The organism is Bradyrhizobium sp. STM 3561 (genome assembly GCF_045571455.1).
Taxonomy (GTDB): Bacteria; Pseudomonadota; Alphaproteobacteria; order Rhizobiales; family Xanthobacteraceae; genus Bradyrhizobium; species Bradyrhizobium vignae.
In genome coordinates, this window is record NZ_CP120695.1 from 5,947,336 (window position 1) to 5,965,166 (window position 17,831).

General features: G+C 65.2%; 11 protein-coding genes. 7 read left to right on the forward strand and 4 right to left on the reverse strand.

From position 1 onward, the window contains the following. Positions 1–33: 33 nt before the first annotated feature. On the reverse strand, positions 34–924 hold the full coding sequence (locus P6U28_RS28230) for a LysR substrate-binding domain-containing protein (protein ID WP_122400873.1): 891 nt from the start codon (positions 922–924) through the stop codon (positions 34–36). Between the two features lie 89 nt (positions 925–1,013). Here P6U28_RS28230 and P6U28_RS28235 point away from each other — a divergent pair, with 89 nt between their 5' ends. Next, a complete protein-coding gene (locus P6U28_RS28235; RefSeq protein WP_209294651.1) occupies positions 1,014–1,766 on the forward strand; it encodes a sulfite exporter TauE/SafE family protein in 753 nt (250 codons plus the stop codon). Positions 1,767–1,772: 6 nt separating this feature from the next. On the opposite strand, the gene P6U28_RS28240 is transcribed toward P6U28_RS28235, so the two are convergent. Continuing rightward, positions 1,773–2,405: a LysE family translocator gene (locus P6U28_RS28240; protein WP_209294650.1), complete on the reverse strand. Its 633-nt coding sequence runs from the start codon at positions 2,403–2,405 to the stop codon at positions 1,773–1,775. Positions 2,406–2,621: 216 nt separating this feature from the next. Here P6U28_RS28240 and P6U28_RS28245 point away from each other — a divergent pair, with 216 nt between their 5' ends. Next, entirely contained in the window at positions 2,622–4,418 is a 1,797-nt protein-coding gene (locus P6U28_RS28245) for an adenylate/guanylate cyclase domain-containing protein (RefSeq protein ID WP_162500109.1), read from the forward strand. Between the two features lie 182 nt (positions 4,419–4,600). After that, positions 4,601–7,411, forward strand: coding sequence for a di-heme-cytochrome C peroxidase (locus P6U28_RS28250; protein WP_209294649.1), 2,811 nt, complete (start codon positions 4,601–4,603; stop codon positions 7,409–7,411). Between the two features lie 102 nt (positions 7,412–7,513). On the opposite strand, the gene P6U28_RS28255 is transcribed toward P6U28_RS28250, so the two are convergent. Continuing rightward, positions 7,514–8,461, reverse strand: a complete 948-nt coding sequence (locus P6U28_RS28255; RefSeq protein ID WP_122400868.1) for an alpha/beta fold hydrolase — start codon at positions 8,459–8,461, stop codon at positions 7,514–7,516. A 205-nt stretch (positions 8,462–8,666) separates the two neighbouring features. Here P6U28_RS28255 and P6U28_RS28260 point away from each other — a divergent pair, with 205 nt between their 5' ends. Together P6U28_RS28260 and P6U28_RS28265 are read left to right on the forward strand one after the other, a co-directional pair. Next, positions 8,667–9,131: an Hsp20 family protein gene (locus P6U28_RS28260; protein WP_162500108.1), complete on the forward strand. Its 465-nt coding sequence runs from the start codon at positions 8,667–8,669 to the stop codon at positions 9,129–9,131. Between the two features lie 154 nt (positions 9,132–9,285). Further along, a complete protein-coding gene (locus P6U28_RS28265) occupies positions 9,286–10,056 on the forward strand; it encodes an alpha/beta fold hydrolase (protein WP_122400866.1) in 771 nt (256 codons plus the stop codon). A gap of 127 nt (positions 10,057–10,183) precedes the next feature. Here the strand turns inward: P6U28_RS28265 and P6U28_RS28270 are convergent, their stop codons facing one another. Next, positions 10,184–10,954 carry a hypothetical protein gene (locus P6U28_RS28270; RefSeq protein WP_162500107.1) on the reverse strand — a complete coding sequence of 257 codons (771 nt, stop codon included), beginning with the start codon at positions 10,952–10,954 and terminating at the stop codon, positions 10,184–10,186. Between the two features lie 490 nt (positions 10,955–11,444). On the opposite strand from P6U28_RS28270, the gene gltB reads away from it, so the two are divergent. Both gltB and P6U28_RS28280 read left to right on the forward strand, forming a co-directional pair. Next, entirely contained in the window at positions 11,445–16,178 is a 4,734-nt protein-coding gene (gltB, locus tag P6U28_RS28275) for a glutamate synthase large subunit (protein ID WP_407120290.1), read from the forward strand. Positions 16,179–16,318: 140 nt separating this feature from the next. Next, positions 16,319–17,770, forward strand: coding sequence for a glutamate synthase subunit beta (locus P6U28_RS28280; RefSeq protein WP_122400863.1), 1,452 nt, complete (start codon positions 16,319–16,321; stop codon positions 17,768–17,770). Positions 17,771–17,831 lie beyond the last annotated feature (61 nt).

Genomic DNA, 17,831 nt, shown 5'->3' on the forward strand with positions numbered 1-17,831 from the left:
CCTGGAGTGGCCTGGAGGGGGTAAGCGAAGAGCTCACATCGCCTCCGCCCGCAAATGCTCCACCAGCATCTTGGCCGGCCTTGCCAGCGCCTTGAAGTTTCGCGCGCAGATCACGAGGCGACGGTTGGCCCAATTGTCACGCAGGCGGACCATGGCGAGCGGCATGGTCTTGGCGCAGCGGCGTGCGGCGGCTTCAGGCACGAGGGCTACGCCGACATCGGCGGCGACCATCTGGCAGATCGCGTCGAAATCGCGCAGGCGCGCGCGGAAATGCGGGCGCATGCCGAGCCGCGCGGCGTGCTTCGAAATGTGCATCTGCAGCGCGGTGGCGCTGGTGAGCCCGACGAACTCGCAAGCCCCCGCCTCCTGGAAATCGATCTGGCGGCGGCCGGCGAACGGGCCACGGCGCGAGGTCACCAGCGTCAGGCGATCCTCGCTGAAGGGGAAGCGTTCGATATGCTCCGGCAGCGCGTGCTCGGCGGCAAAGCCGAGATCGGCGGCACCGGCGGTGATCGCCGCCGCGATATCGGTGCTCTCGCGCTCCTCGATGTCGATGGCGACATCGCGATGCTCACGCAGAAAACCGGCGAGCGCCTTCGGCAGATGCTCCGACAGGCCCGACGTGTTGGCGAGGAAATGCACGCTGGCGCGCACGCCGCTCGCATAGCTGGCGAGATCGCCGCGCATGGCGTCGATCTGGTGGATGACCAGCCGCGCATGATCGAGCAGGCTCTCACCGGCCGCGGTCAACTCCACGCCGCGGCGCCCGCGCTTGAGCAGCGCGACGCCGAGCGCGTCCTCGAGCCCCTTGATGCGCGCGCTGGCCGAGGCCAGCGCCAGGTGCGAGCGCTCCGCGCCGCGGGTGATGCTGCGCTGGTCGGCGACCGCGATGAAGAGCTGGAGGTCGACGAGGTCGAAGCGCATGGCGGTTCTCCTAAGCCTTCGTCTAAAGCGAAGGCTCTCTCCGTAACCTCCAGATTGTGCCTGATCGCGGCTTCGGTCAATGTGCAGATATGACCGACCCGCTGCTCATCCTCATCGCCGCCGTCTTCCTGCTCGCCGGATTCGTCAAGGGCGTGGTCGGACTCGGCCTGCCGACGGTGTCCATGGGCCTGCTCGCCGTGAGCATGGCCCCGAGCCGCGCCATCGCCATCGTGATCGTGCCGGCCATCATCACCAACATCTGGCAGACCTTCGTCGGCCCGTATTTGCGCGACATCCTGCGGCGGCTGTGGCCGCTGATGATCGGCACCGTGGTCGGCTGCTGGCTCAATGCCGGCGCGCTGACCGGCCCCCATGCGCGCTACGGCACGATCGTGCTCGGCATCCTGCTCGTTGTTTACGCCATCATCGGTCTGAGCAAATTCCACTTCCGCGTCGCGCCGCAGAACGAGAAATGGGTGGGCGGCGTAGTCGGCCTCGTCACCGGGGTGATCTCGGCCTCGACCGGCGTGCAGGTCATCCCCTCGATGCCATTCATGCAGGCGATCGGCATGGAGAAGGACGAATTGGTGCAGGCACTAGGCGTGTTCTTCACCACCGCGACGCTCGCGCTCGCGTTCAACCTGACCGCCGGCGGATTGCTGACCCCCGCCAATGCCGTGCCTGGAGCCATCGCCATGGCGATGGCCTTCGCCGGCATGTATATCGGCCAGTCAGTGCGTGCACGGATGCCGGCCGAAGCGTTTCGGCGCTGGTTCCTGATCGCGATGATCCTGCTCGGCCTGTATCTCGCCGGCAGCGCGCTGGCGAAGGAGTTCGCTTGAAGGAAGTTACCGCGTCTCCAGCATGGCAACGCGGATGCCGAGATAGATGAAGAGACCGCCGAGCGCGCGGTTGATCCAGGCGATCGCGCCCTCGGACCGACGCAGCCGGTTGGCGGCCTTGGCCGCGAACGCGGCGAGCACGAGGCACCACAGCGTGCCCGTAAAGATGAAGATCAGGCCGAGCGTCAGGAAGGCGAGCGGCTTGTGCGGCGCATCGGCTGCGACGAATTGCGGCAGGAAGGCCAGGAAGAACAGCGCGACCTTGGGGTTGAGCGCGTTGGTGAAGACGCCCTGGAGGAAGACGCGCCGCAATGAACTCCGCACCGGCTCGTCGACGCTTGAGGCCAGTATCGGGCGCGACCACAGCATCTGAAGCCCGGTCACGACGAGATAGGCCGCGCCGACCAGCTTCAGGATCGAGAACGCGGTGGACGATGCCATCAGCAGGGCCGAAAGCCCGATCGCCGCGCCCGCGACATGGACAAAGCAGCCGCAACTGATGCCGAAGGCGGCAGCGGCGCCGCCCCGCCAGCCCATCTGCATGCTGCGGCCGATCACATAGACCGAATCCGGCCCCGGCGTGATGTTGAGCAGCACGCCAGACAGGATGAAAAGCCCGATTTCGTGAATACCCAGCATGCAAGCTGCCTCCCGCCGCCCCGTCCAGGTTCCGCTTAGTCGGTTCTCCCGTCCCCGTCCATCGCCGGGATTGCCGAGGATTTACCTCGAATTTGCAATGCGGATCATACTTCCGCTCGGCCACATCTGCTTTATAAGGGCAGGGTTCTTGAAATGCGGGATTCGAGGCGACTGCCACGTCGTGGCCGGTCCCCTATCCCCTGGAGCTTTGCGGATATGGAAAGACGTCTGGCTGCCATCGTCTGCGCCGATGTCGCCGGCTATTCGCGCATGATGGGCAGCGACGAGGCCGGCACCCATGCCGCCTTCAAGGCCCATCGCGCCGCGATTCACCCCATCATCCTCAATCACGGCGGCCGCGTCGTGAAGAACACCGGCGATGGCTTCCTGCTGGAGTTCGCCTCCATCGTCGGCGCGACTGAAGCTGCGATCGCGATGCAGACGCTGATGGCGGAGCGCAACCACCATCTCCCTGCCGACCGCGCCATGCAATTCCGGCTCGGCATCCATATGGGCGACGTCATCGCCGACGAGGACGAGGTCTTCGGCGACGATGTCAATATTGCCGTCCGCCTCGAATCCGTGGCGAGCCCCGGCGGCTTCGCGATCTCGGCCAAGGCCTATCGGGAGGCGAGCAAGCATCTCGCCGTGCCGTTGACTGACGCCGGCGACCACCGCTTCAAGAACATCAAGGATGCGGTCGGGGTCTTTACCTGGATGCCCGAGGGCGCGCCGGCGCTCGCGCCCGAGCTGCGGGAAGCATCCGCCCTTTCGCAGCAGTACCGCACCGCGATCGTCGGCGTGCTTCCCTTCACCAATCTCAGCGACGCTCAGGATGAATATTTCTCCGACGGTCTCACCGAGGATCTGATCCACGCGCTGTCGCTGCAATCCTTCTATCGCGTGCTGAGCCGCAACTCGACCTTCGCCTTCAAGGGCAAGAATGTGAGCACGCGCCTGATCGCGCGCGAGATCGACGCCTCCTATCTGATCCAGGGCTCGGTGCGGCGCGCCGGCGCCAAGATCCGCGTCACCGCCGAGCTGATCGCACCGGAAACCGGCGAGCAGCTCTGGACCGGCCGCTACGACCGCGACATCGGCGACCTCTTCGCGATGCAGGACGAGATCACGACCAACCTGTCCGCCGCCATCGCCACCGAGATCGTTCGTGCCGAAGCCTCGGCGCCTGCGCGGCTCTCGACCGACGTGAGCGCCTGGGATCGCTTCCTCAAGGGACTGTCCCATTACTACCGGCAGACCAAGGAAGATCTCGCCGCCGCCATCGACCTGTTCCGGGAGGCCATCCGGCTCGATCCCAAGCTGTCGATCGCGCATGCCTATCTCGCCACGATCCAGATCCAGAGCATCCAGTTCGGCTGGGTCAAGGGCACGCGGGAGATGTGGGCCGAGGCGATGCATCTCGCCGAAACCAGCGTCCGGCTCGACCCGCGGTCCTCGTTCGCGTTCTCGATCCTGTCCTGGGCCCACGGCATGGAAGGCCATTATGAGGCCGCGATGGACGCCGCCAAGCGCGCGGTCGCCCTCAACCCCTACGACAACGGCGCGCGCGGGGTGCTCGGCATCTGCCATTTCATCATCGGCGAGCACCGCGAAGCGATCGAGCTGTTCTCGATGGCCTCGCAGCGCGACAACAGCGATCCGCGCTACCAATGGGCCGCGCTGAACGCCTTCAGTCATTACCTTCTGCGCCAATATGATGCGACGCTGTCATGGGCCCGCGAGCAGCTCTACATCAACCCGAACCACATGCAGGCGCTGGCGATCCGCGCCGCGGCGCTGGCGCAACTGGGCCGGAGCAGCGAGGCGGCCGAGGCTACCTCCGTGCTCATGGGCAACTACCCAACCCTGAACGTCGATCGTCACCTGCGCAATTTCCACTGGAAGCGGCCCGAGGACATCGCCCATTACCGCGAGGGGCTGCTGAAGGCGGGCGTGCCGCTCGGCAAGCTGACCCTGGTCCAGGGCCAGCTCAAACGCGCCGCCGAATCCTGACGGGCGGGTCGCGATCCCGCACTTCGCGGCAAGCTGCGCGCACCCGCGGTGTTGACACGACAGTGAAATCAGCCACACTTCATTGCACGCTGAAGTAGAATAGCTTGCTGTCGGTTTGTTAGGACTTTCCGCGCTTGATCGGCGCGTCTTTTTTGCGATTCGCCGTTTTCAGGATTTGGGCCATGCATGACCGCGCTTCGAAGCCGCCCTTCGATCCCTCGATCCAGGTCTCCCCGAACAATCCCTGTCCGTTCCTGCGCGGCCTCGTCGGCGAAGGCTTCGTCGATGGCGGCACCGTCCCGCTCCGGACGCTGTCACGGACCATCGCCAATGCAAGCGGCGAGGCGGGGCTGAAGAAGGTTTCGGCCCGCATCCAGGTGCGGGGCGTCGCGCTGATCGCCAACGGCGCCTGTCACATCCTGCAGAGCATCTTCTGGGGCGCGCAGCTCGATATGCTGCGCGGCGGTCCGCTCGATAAGCTCGGTGCCGGCTCGCGCATCCTCGGCGTCGACGGGCGCGTCAACGAGGACGAGATTGCGCGTCTCGCCAGCTTCGGCGGCACCTATACCGATCCCGATGGCGGCGGCACCGAGACCGGCCTCAACGCCTCGCAAATCCAGACCTTCATGAAGGACAATCTCAAGCGCGCCGGCAAGCAAGCGCGCTGGTACTACCCGATCCTGATGAAGTTCGAATGGCCGATCCTGCTCAAGATCATGGGCAAGGGTCAGGGTGATGACCGCTATCTCTGCGTGGCCGACGTGAGGACATTGTTCAACGAGCGCAAATTCCCTGACAGGATCACCCAGCGAGTCGTCAGCCAGCCGGTCACCCCGCCCTCGCTGATCTTGCGCGCTGCCGGCGGACTCGTTGCTGCTCTTCTCCTCTTTGGTGTCGTGGCGCTGCGCTTTCCGGATCAATTCCAGCCGATGCTGCCAGGCATCTTCGGCGACCTGGTGGCGCCGCCATTGCCAGAGCACGTCGAGCCCCGGGCCGCATACTGGCTCGAGCAGAACTGGGCGCTGGAGGACCGGCACTGGTTTCATCACGCCAGCCAGGGCACCGCGACCTTCCCGGTGCCCTACCGCTGGTTCATGGCGCTCGAGCAGCCGCGGCTTCATTTCTTCGCAAAGCCCGGCATGCTGCACGACAGCGACCATCTGCAGCGCTTCGGCTTCATCCCGAGCCCGCAGACGATCGACACCGACGATGCCACGCTGCGCCGGTTCGGCTATGCCAACGTCTATGACAAGACCAAGCCGGCGCCGGCGCGGCTCTGGGATCCGCCGGTGAACTGGGGTCGCCAGGCCGAAAACGTCGACGGCCTGCCCGTCGGCTTCGCGCGGATGACGGGCGTCCCCGATCCTGCGACCGGCCAGATCGGCGAGGACCGGATCGGCCTGACCTGCGCCGCCTGCCACACCGGCCAGATCCACTACAAGGGCATCGACATCCGCTTCGACGGCGGCCCGGCAATGACCGACCTCAGGAAGCTCGAGGTCACGACCGGCCTGTCGATCGCCTACACGCTCTACGTCCCGGGTCGGTTCACGCGCTTCGCCGATTGCGTGCTCGGCGCCTCGGCCAGCGATGCGGACCGCGATGCGCTGAAGCAGAAGCTGCGTGCGATCAGCACGTTCCTGATCGACTGGGAGAAGACCTACGCGAAAACCATCGAGGGCAAGACGAGGTTCAACGAGAAGACGAAGCGGCAAGAGCCACAGCAGGACACGGAGGAAGGATACGGCCGTCTCGACGCGCTCAACCGCATCGGCAATCAGGTGTTCGCCCAGGACATGGCGCTCAGCGGCCTCAGCGGCTTCGAGAAGAATCTGCACGCCAAGGACGCGCCGGTCAGTTTCCCGCCGATCTGGACCGTACCCTGGCTCAAATACGCGCAATATGACGCGTCCATCGAGCAACCGCTGATCCGCAATGCCGGCGAAGCGCTGGGCGTGACCGCGCTGCTCAATCTGTCCGACACTACGCCCAAGGACAGGCTGTTCCGCTCGTCGATGGATGTCAAGAATCTGAACTGGATCGAGGATCTGCTGAAGGGGTCGCCGCCCTATCCGAAAAAGCAGCTCTCCGGGCTGACATCGCCGAAATGGCCGTCGGACATCTTCGGTGATGACGCCTGGAAGATCGATGGTGAGCGCGTCAAGAACGGCCGCAAGCTGTACGCGCAACTCTGTGCCGAATGCCATCTCGGGCCGGTCAACGATCCCGTGTTCGACGCCGAGTTTCCGGATCAAAGCATCTGGTCCTCGTCGCGCTGGGAGACCATCGGCGCCGACAAATTCCTGAACGAGGTCCAGAAAAGCGTCAAAGGCATGGGGACCGATCCCGCTCAGGCCAGCGTGCTGGAGACGCGGACGATTCAGGTACCGGGCTTTCTCAAGCTCGATCCCTCGCAGAAGCTCAATGCCTGGTGGAACTGTAATCTGCCGGATGTTTCTTCGACCGACATGCCGTACTCGCTTGGGCTGATGGTGCTCGTCGACATCGTCGCCCGCAAGGCGATGGACGATGCGAAGATCGACCCGAAGGTTCAGCAGGCCTGGTGGGGTGAGCGCAAGAACTGCCCCAATCCCGGTCCGCAACCGCCCGACAAGAAGGAGCCGCGGCCCTGGTATCGTGCGCGCCCGCTCAACGGCGTCTGGGCCACCGCGCCTTATCTGCACAACGGATCGGTGCCCTCGCTCTACTGGATGCTGAGCCCTGCGGCCGAGCGTCCCAAATCGTTCTGCATGGGCGGTGATCGCGACTATGATCCGAAGCAGGTCGGCTTCGCGGTCTCTGACGGTGAGAGCTGCAAGACCGGGCAGTCGCGTTTCTCGACGCGGGCGTCTGATGGCACCGAGTTGTTCGGCAACAGCAATGCCGGCCACTCGTTCGACGGCACACCGGGCCCCGGAAAGGACGGCACCATCGGCCGCGTGCTCAAGGAGCAGGAGCGCTACGACCTGATCGAGTATCTGAAGACGCTGTGAATGACCTCGTCGTCATGGCCGGGCTTGTCCCGGCGATCCACGATCTTTGCTGCGGCACCAGGAACGTGGATGCCCGGGACAAGCCCGGCATGACGAAGATCCTCACTTGAACAGCGGCGTGCCCGGCACGAAGGCGTCGAAGGCGGCCCAGAACTGGGAGCGGTAGCGGTCTTGCTCCTGGAGGATCTCGTGCTTGGAGCCGGCGATCACGAGATGAGAGCCGGCGCGCAAGTGATAGGCGAACTCCTCGATCGCCGCGGTCGAAACCACGGTGTCGTTGGACGCCGCCAGCATCAGGATCGGTTGGCGGATCTGAGAAGGGTAGTTCACGCGCTTGAAAATGTGCATCGCGCGGAAGGCGGTATCGGCCCAGGCGACCGTCGGTGACGCCAGTCCGAGCGTCGGGTCTTCCTCCAGGATCGCGGCATTGCGCGCATAGCGCACCGGGTCGCTGGTCAGGGGATTGTTGATGAAGGGATCGAGCCCGGTGAGGCGGTCGCTGCCGCCGGGAACGTAACGGCCGCCCTGCCCGAGCAGGCGCATCGTCTTGAGCAGCGCACGCACCGGAAACGAGGTGGTGCGCCCGGGCAGGTCGATCATCGGCGCCGACAGCACCATGCGGTCGAACCAGCGCTTGCCGGCATGCGCCACCCGCAGCAGCACAGTGCCGCCCATGGAGTGGGCCAGCGCGAAGAAGGGCGGCGGGCAATCCGGCAGCACCACCTGCTGCACGAAGGTCTCGACGTCGATCTCGAAATCGGAGAAGTCGCGCACATAGCCCTTGCGCGGATCGCGCAGACGGCGCGACGAGTGGCCCTGCCCGCGCCAGTCGATCATCGCCACCGCAAAGCCGCGATCGCGCAAGTCACGCACCGTCTCGAAATATTTCTCGATCTGCTCGCTGCGCCCGGTGAAGACGCAGACGGTGCCCTTGCGGTTCGCCGGCGGCGCCCACCGGGCAAAGCGCAGCTCGGCGCCATCGGGTGTCTTGATGGTGCCGCTGACGACGTTTTCGGGGACGGGATTGGACGGGATCGAGACCAGCGTCATGATTGGAAGTGCTAGAAATCAAGGGGCGGGAGCGCCGAAAAGGCGCCTATCCCGCCCTCTTGAACGCCGTCTCGTTCCACCCATATCACCTTCGTGCAGGCCGCTACCAGTGTTTCGGAACCGGAACATCAGGCTGCACACAGACGAAAGCCCGGCCCGATGGCGGGCGGGTCACCTAAACAGTCGCTCAATGGAGGACTTGACCATGCGTACCTACGATCTCACCCCGTTTTATCGTTCCACCGTCGGCTTCGACCGTCTCTTCAACCTGCTCGACCAGGCCAGCTCGGACGGCAGCCCCGGCTACCCCCCTTACAACATCGAGCGTACCGGCGAGAACGCCTACCGCATCACCGTTGCGGTCTCGGGCTTTGCCAAGGATGAGCTCTCCATCGTCGCGAAGGAAAACACGCTGACGATCAAGGGCGAGAAAGTCGCAGGCGAGAACTCGAAATCCGAAGTGCTTTACCGCGGCATCGCCGCGCGTGCGTTCGAGCGCGCCTTCCAGCTTGCCGACTTCGTGCAGGTGAAGGACGCCTCGCTCGAGAATGGGCTGCTTCACGTCGACCTCGTCCGCGAGATTCCCGAGGCCAAGAAGCCGCGCCAGATCGCGATCAATGCCGGCGCGAAGGCGCAGGTGATCGAGAACTCGGCCGCGCAAGCCGCCTAAGCCAGGCGACCAATCCAAACGACTTCCAGGTTGCGAAAACGCCCCGGTGCCCCGGGGCGTTTTTTGCACTGCATCACAGAACGGTGAAGGTGTAACGCTGCGGCCTCGCGCGCCGTCCTTTGGGCATCGACCCCAAACAAGACGGAGAAACATCATGTCACTCTGGCGCAGCCTTTTCGTCGCCGCGAGCCTCTTGGCGGCTCCCCTCAACCTTGCTCATGCCCAGACACCGCAGACGGTGAAGGCGAAGAACGTCGTGCTGGTGCACGGCGCCTGGGCCGACGGCTCGAGCTGGTCTGAGGTGATCCCGATCCTGCAGGCTGCAGGCCTGCATGTCACGGCCGTGCAGAATCCGCTGTCCTCGCTTGCCGATTCCGTCGAGGCGACCAAGCGGGCGCTGTCCGCGCAGGACGGCCCGACCGTGCTGGTCGCGCATTCCTGGGGCGGCACCGTGATCAGCCAGGTCGGCACCGACCCGAAGGTCACCGGCCTCGTCTATGTCGCCGCACGCGCGCCCGACGCGAACGAGGATTTCGTCGCGCTGTCGAAGCAGTTTCCGACCGGGCCGGCGCGTGCCGGCATCGTCGAGCGCGACGGCGCCACCAAGCTCTCGGAAGAGGCCTTCCTGAAGTACTTCGCCAATGGCGTGAAGCCGGAGCAGGCCAAGGAGCTCTATGCCGTGCAATGGCCAACCGCGGCCTCGATCTTCGCCGGCCGCACCACGGAAGCGGCGTGGCGCTCCAAGCCGAGTTGGTACGCGGTGTCGAAGAACGACTACACCATCAACCCCGATTTCGAGCGCTTCCTCGCCAAGCGCATGAACGCCACCACGATCGAGCTCGATGCCGGCCACCTCTCGCTGGTGTCACATCCGAAGGAGGTGGCGAACTTGATCCTGGACGCGGCGGGGTATCCGCGGAGCTAAGGTGATTGCGTGAATGCAAAAGGCGCCTGAGTTATTCGGGCGCCTTTTGTTTTGCTCCAATGTCGTCCTGGCCTAGTGCGCCATTGCGCACGGGAGCCAGGACCCATTACCCCAACGCACCACCTCGTTAATCCAGCCCTTGCGCAGCCGGCATCTCCTGTGTCGGCAGGATCGTCGGACCCGGCTTGGCCTGAGCGACTGTCGGCGCTGCGGCCTCGGCGGCCTTTGCCTGTACGGCCGCGGTCTGCTGGGCAGATTGCGCCTGAGCGGGTTGAGCCTCCGGCGCCCGCGCCTGCTGTGCCGTGGGCTCGACCGGCTTCGCCGCCGCGACCGGCGCCTCGCCACGCGGCGCAGCCGCCTTGGGCAGCGGCACGGCGCGCTTGGCAACATGCGGGATCGAGGCCGGCGGGCGCGGCGGGCCGCTGCGGATCATGGTCGGCGGCGGCAGCGCGGTTTGCGGGCCGTAAGAGCCGACCGCCCGCTCCTCATAGGGCGGCGCCATGCCGTAAGCATCGGAAGCCGGCATGAAGCGGATGATCCGGCCGTCGCGGGCGTCGATCACCAGCCGGCCGTCGTCGCCGCGGCGGTCGATCACCGCGATGGTATAGACGCTGCCGTGCAGGCGCGGAATGCCGAGCGGCGAGAAGCCGTTTTCACGCAGCACCGCGTAAACCTCCGTTGACGGCAACAATACCGGCGCCGGACCGCGTTCCTCGTAATCGTAGCCGTAACCGTAACGCGGCGGCGGGGTGGCCTCCGGCGATGCCAAGGGTCCATCGAAATCCGACACCGCGATCACCGCCCCTCCAACCGTACCGCTCGCGGGAACCTGGGCGTGTCCCGCACTTGCAGCCAGCACCAGCGCGGCGGCCGCCACACATCCTGTGAAAAACTTCATGATCGAGACGCTCCTGTCAGACCCTCCGGTAGCCGCCCTCTTTCGCTTCTTGCGGCGGGGCGCGCCTTCCGAAGGGTTGATCCGAAGCTTCATTCGGGATTCCGGCGTCCACAGGGCCGGATCAGGGCGCGTTTGCTCCAAAACCGGGGCTGCGCAACTTTCGGAAAGCGATTGATTGACATATCGGGAATCGCGACTTCCGCACGCTTGTGTGCTAGACAAAAATTTGGCAAGGTGATGGTTAGGACAGGAAGACTGTCTCAATTTTGCTGGCGGTTCCGGCACAGGGATTGCAGCGAAAACCGGTGCTCTCGAGCGTCGGCAAGCTACCAGGCAAAGCCGTTCTCGGGGACGAAGAGCGCCTAGGCCTGAATTTAAGAAAATGCGGCTCGCAGCGGACGAGCGGTGACCCAGAGGCGGGTGCCGCGGAACGCCCAAGGTGCGCCGAAGATGGCGGTGAGGCAGCTTGCCGCATGGAGAGGACAGAACAATGAACGGGTCGCAATTCGAGCGCGCAAACATCGTGGCAGAAGAGCTGTCGGCGACGGTCGCCTCGAAAACGACCGACCCGATTCAGGAGCACAATTCGCGCCCAAAAGCCGAGGGTCTCTACGATCCCGCCCTCGAGAAGGATTCCTGCGGCGTCGGCTTCATCGCCAACATCAAGGGCAAGAAGTCGCACGAGATCGTCTCGGATGCGCTGAGCATCCTCTGCAACCTCGAGCACCGTGGTGCGGTCGGCGCCGACCCCCGCGCCGGTGACGGCGCGGGCATCCTGGTGCAGATCCCGCACGCCTTCTTCAGCCGCAAGGCCAAGGAACTCGGCTTTACGCTGCCGGCGCCCGGCGAATACGCCATCGGTGCGCTGTTCATGCCGCGCGACACCGCCTGGCGCAACGTCATCAAGAGCATCATCGCGGACCAGATCAAGGAAGAGGGCCTGACCCTGCTCGGCTGGCGCGACGTGCCGACCGACAATTCCTCGCTCGGCGTCACCGTGAAGCCGACCGAGCCCGCCTGCATGCAGGTGTTCATCGGCCGCAACGGCACGGCCAAGACGGAGGACGAGTTCGAGCGTCGGCTCTACATCCTGCGCAAGTCGATCTCGCAGGCGATCTACCAGCGCCGCGACCGCGGCCTCGCCGGCTATTACCCTTGCTCGATGTCCTGCCGCACCGTGATCTACAAGGGCATGTTCCTCGCCGACCAGCTCGGCAAGTACTACCCCGATCTGCACGAGAAGGACTTCGAGAGCGCGCTCGCGCTGGTGCATCAGCGCTTCTCGACCAATACCTTCCCGGCGTGGTCGCTGGCGCATCCCTACCGCATGATCGCGCATAATGGCGAGATCAACACGCTGCGCGGCAACACCAACTGGATGGCGGCACGCCAGGCCTCCGTGAGCTCCGAGCTGTACGGCAAGGACATCAACCGGCTGTGGCCGATCTCCTATGAAGGCCAGTCGGACACCGCCTGCTTCGATAACGCGCTCGAGTTCCTGGTGCAGGGCGGCTACTCGCTGCCGCACGCCGTCATGATGATGATTCCGGAGGCGTGGGCCGGTAATCCCTTGATGGATGAGAAGCGCCGCGCCTTCTACGAATATCATGCCGCGCTGATGGAGCCGTGGGACGGCCCCGCCGCGATCGCCTTCACCGACGGCCGCCAGATCGGCGCCACGCTCGACCGCAACGGGTTGCGGCCGGCGCGCTATCTCGTGACCAAGGACGACCGCATCGTGATGGCGTCCGAGATGGGCGTGCTGACGATCCCCGAGGACCAGATCATCACCAAGTGGCGCCTGCAGCCCGGCAAGATGCTGCTGGTCGATCTCGAGCAGGGCCGCCTGATCCCCGACGACGAGATCAAAGCCACGCTAGCCGCGAGCCATCCCTACAAGGAGTGGCTGGAGCGGACCCAGATCGTGCTCGAAGACCTGCCGAAGGTACCGACCACCGGCGTGCGCTCCAACCTGTCGCTGCTCGATCGTCAGCAGGCGTTCGGCTACAGCCAGGAAGACATCGCCATCCTGATGACGCCGATGGCCGCCACCGGCGAGGAAGCCGCGGGCTCGATGGGCAACGACACGCCGATCTCGGCGCTGTCGGACAAGGCCAAGCCGCTGTTCACCTATTTCAAGCAGAACTTCGCGCAGGTCACCAATCCGCCGATCGACCCGATCCGCGAGGAGCTGGTGATGAGCCTCGTCTCCATCATCGGACCGCGGCCGAACCTGTTCGACCTGCAGGGCATGGCCACGACCAAGCGCCTCGAAGCGCGGCAGCCGATCCTGACCGACGCGGACCTGGAAAAGATCCGCTCGATCTCGGAGGTCGCCGACACGCATTTCAAGTCGCGCACGCTGGACACGACCTTCCACGCCGGTCTCGGCGCAGCCGGCATGGACCAGGTGCTGGACGAGCTCTGCGCGCGCGCTGAAAGCGCGGTGCGCGAGGGCGTCAACATCATCATCCTGTCGGACCGCATGGTCGGCACCGACCGCGTGCCGATCCCGGCGCTGCTGGCCTGCGCCGCCGTGCATCATCATCTGATCCGCGTCGGACTGCGCACCTCGGTCGGTCTCGTCGTCGAATCCGGCGAGCCGCGCGAAGTGCATCACTTCGCATGCCTCGCCGGCTACGGCGCCGAAGCGATCAATCCATATCTCGCGTTCGAAACCATCATCGCGATGAAGGACCGCCTGCCCGGCTCGCTCGACGACTACGAGATCGTCAAGCGCTACATCAAGTCGATCGGCAAGGGCCTGCTCAAGGTGATGTCCAAGATGGGCATCTCGACCTACCAGTCCTATTGCGGCGCGCAGATTTTTGACGCCGTCGGTCTGAAGGCCGATTTCGTCGCCAAGTTCTTCGCCGGCACGCACACCCGCGTCGAAGGCGTCGGCCTTGCCGAGATCGCGGAAGAAGCCGTGCGCCGCCATGCCGACGCGTTCGGCGACGCACAGGTCTACAAGAGCGCGCTCGATGTCGGCGGCGAATATGCCTATCGGAGCCGCGGCGAGGACCATGCCTGGACCGCCGAGTCGGTGTCCCTGCTCCAGCACGCGGCGCGCGGCAATTCGCAGGAGCGCTACCGCGCCTTCGCAAAAATCCTCAACGAGCAGTCGGAGCGTCTTTTGACGCTGCGCGGCCTGTTCCGGATCAAGAACGCCGAGGAAGAGAAGCGCAAGCCGATCCCGCTCGACCAGGTCGAGCCGGCCAAGGACATCGTCAAGCGTTTCGCCACCGGCGCGATGAGCTTCGGTTCGATCTCGCGCGAGGCGCACACCACGCTCGCGATCGCCATGAACCGGATCGGCGGCAAGTCGAACACCGGCGAAGGCGGCGAGGAGGCCGACCGCTTCAAGCCGATGCCGAACGGCGATTCGATGCGCTCGGCGATCAAGCAGGTCGCCTCGGGCCGCTTCGGCGTCACCACGGAGTATCTCGTCAACTCCGACATGATGCAGATCAAGATGGCGCAGGGCGCCAAGCCCGGCGAAGGCGGCCAGCTGCCCGGCCACAAGGTCGACGCGACCATCGCCAGGGTCCGGCACTCGACGCCGGGCGTCGGCCTGATCTCGCCGCCGCCGCACCACGACATCTACTCGATCGAGGACCTGGCGCAGCTCATCTACGACCTCAAGAACGTCAACCCGACGGGCGACGTCTCGGTCAAGCTCGTCTCCGAGATCGGCGTCGGCACGGTCGCCGCGGGCGTCGCCAAGGCGCGCGCCGACCACGTCACCATCGCGGGCTTCGAGGGCGGCACTGGCGCCTCGCCGCTGACCTCGATCAAGCATGCCGGTTCGCCGTGGGAGATCGGCCTTGCCGAAACCCACCAGACCCTGGTGCGCGAGCGGCTGCGCAGCCGTATCGTGGTCCAGGTCGACGGCGGCTTCCGCACCGGCCGTGACGTCGTGATCGGCGCGCTGCTCGGGGCCGACGAATTCGGCTTCGCCACTGCGCCGCTGATCGCGGCCGGCTGCATCATGATGCGCAAGTGCCATCTCAACACCTGCCCCGTCGGCGTCGCGACGCAGGATCCGGTGCTGCGCAAGCGCTTCACGGGCCAGCCCGAGCACGTGATCAACTACTTCTTCTTCGTCGCCGAGGAAGTCCGCGAGATCATGGCCTCGCTCGGCTTCCGCACCTTCAACGAGATGATCGGCCAGGTTCAGCTGCTCGATCAGACCAAGCTGGTCGCGCACTGGAAGGCCAAGGGCCTCGATTTCTCAAAACTGTTCGTCAAGCAGAAGGAAGAGAAGGGCCAGAAGATCTATCACTCCGAGCGCCAGAACCATCATCTGGAGGCGGTGCTCGACCGCACGCTGATCGAGCAGGCGACGCCTGCGCTCGACCGCGGCGCGCCGGTGAAGATCGAGGCCACGATCAACAGCACCAACCGCTCCGCCGGTGCGATGCTGTCGGGCGCGGTCGCCAAGATCTACGGCCATGCCGGCCTGCCGCATGACACGATCCATGTCAGCCTGAAGGGTACCGCGGGCCAGGCCTTCGGTGCGTGGCTCGCCCATGGCGTCACCTTCGAGCTCGAGGGTGAAGGCAACGACTATGTCGGCAAGGGCCTCTCGGGCGGCAAGATCATCGTGAAGCCGCCGCGGAACTCGGCGATCGTGCCGGAAGAGAGCATCATCGTCGGCAACACCGTGATGTACGGGGCGATCGATGGCGAATGCTACTTCCGCGGCATCGCCGGCGAACGCTTTGCCGTTCGTAACTCGGGCGCGGTCGCTGTCGTCGAGGGCGCGGGCGATCATTGCTGCGAATACATGACCGGCGGCATCGTGGTCGTGCTCGGCAAGACCGGGCGCAACTTCGCGGCCGGCATGTCCGGCGGCATCGCCTATGTGCTGGACGAGGCCGGCGACTTCGACAAGCTGTGCAACCTCAGCATGGTCGAGCTCGAACCGGTGCTGTCGGAGGAGATGATCAACGCCGACACCTATCACGCCTGCGGCGATCTCGAGGCGCACGGCCGGGTCGACGTGTTCAAGAACCTGCTCGCCTCCGACGTCGAGCGGCTGCACGTGCTGATCACGCGCCATGCCAAGGCAACCGGCTCCAAGCGTGCCGCCGAGATCCTCGCCAATTGGAAGGAATGGCTGCCCAAGTTCCGCAAGGTGATGCCGGTCGAGTACCGGCGCGCGCTGCGCGAACTGGCCGCCAATGCGGACGCCGAGCCGAAAATCGCGATCGGGGCGTAACTCTCAACTGGCGTCATTCCGGGGCGCAAAGCGCGAACCCGGAATCTCGCAAAGATAACCTCCAGGTTCCGGGTGTGCGCGCAGCGCGCGCATCCCGGAACGACGGAAAAGAAAACTTAGCGGCAGGGACTTCGGGTTTAATGGGCAAGATCACGGGTTTTCTGGAAATCGAACGGCACGATCGCAAGTACACCCCGGTCGCCGAGCGCTTGAAGCATTTCAAGGAATTCGTCGTTCCGCTCTCCGAGAAGGAGGTGCGCGAGCAGGCGGCGCGCTGCATGAACTGCGGCATTCCCTATTGCCACGGGACCGGCTCGGTTGCGCCCGGCACGCCCGGCTGCCCAGTCAACAACCAGATCCCCGACTGGAACGACCTCGTCTACCAGGGCAACTGGGAAGAGGCCTCGCGCAACCTGCATTCGACCAACAACTTTCCTGAGTTCACGGGCCGCATCTGTCCGGCGCCGTGCGAAGCGTCCTGCACGCTCAACATCGACGACAACCCCGTCACCATCAAGACCATCGAATGCGCGATCGTCGACCGCGCCTGGGACAATGGCTGGCTGAAGCCGGAAGTGGCAGCGGTCAAGACCGGCAAGAAGGTCGCGGTGATCGGCTCGGGTCCGGCGGGCATGGCCTGCGCGCAGCAGCTCGCGCGCGCCGGCCACGACGTGCATGTCTATGAGAAGTACGCCAAGGCCGGCGGCCTGCTGCGTTACGGCATCCCCGACTTCAAGATGGAGAAGCGCATCATCGACCGCCGTGTGGCGCAGATGGAAGCCGAAGGCGTCACCTTCCACTACAACAGCCATGTCGGCGCAGCCGGCAATGTCGATCCGCGCGAGCTGCTCAACCAGTACGACGCGGTCGCGCTGACCGGCGGCGCGGAAGCCCCGCGCGACCTGTCGATCCCCGGCCGCGATCTCGAAGGCATCCACTACGCCATGGACTTCCTGCCGCAGCAGAACCGCCGCGTCTCCGGGGAGCCGCTCGGCGGAGTCCAGGAGATCCTGGCCGGCGGCAAGCACGTCGTCGTCATCGGCGGCGGCGACACCGGCTCGGACTGCATAGGCACCTCGCTGCGTCAGGGCGCGCTGTCGGTGACCCAGCTCGAGATCATGCCCGCTCCCCCCGAGCGCGAGAACAAGGGCCTGACCTGGCCGAACTGGCCGCTGAAGATGCGCACCTCCTCCAGCCAGGCCGAAGGCGCGATCCGCGAATATGCCGTGCTGACCCAGAAGTTCTCCGGCGAGAACGGCAAGGTCAGGAAGCTGCACTGCGTGCGCGTCGACGACAAGTTCAAGCCGATTGCCGACACCGAGTTCGAGATCGACGCCGAGCTCGTCCTGCTCGCCATGGGCTTCGTCCATCCCGTGCACGAGGGCCTGCTCAAGCTGCTCGCGGTCGAGTTCGACCCGCGCGGCAACGTCAAGGCCAACACGCTGGACTACCAGACCTCGCGCCCCAACGTGTTCTCCGCCGGCGACATGCGCCGCGGGCAATCGCTGGTGGTGTGGGCGATCCGTGAAGGGCGGCTGTGCGCCCGGTCGATCGATACGTTCCTGATGGGGAAGACGGATCTGCCGCGCTGAGTGAGGCTCGCTCCGCTGCCAATTCAACAAACGGTGTCATCGCCCGGCTTGACCGGGCGAT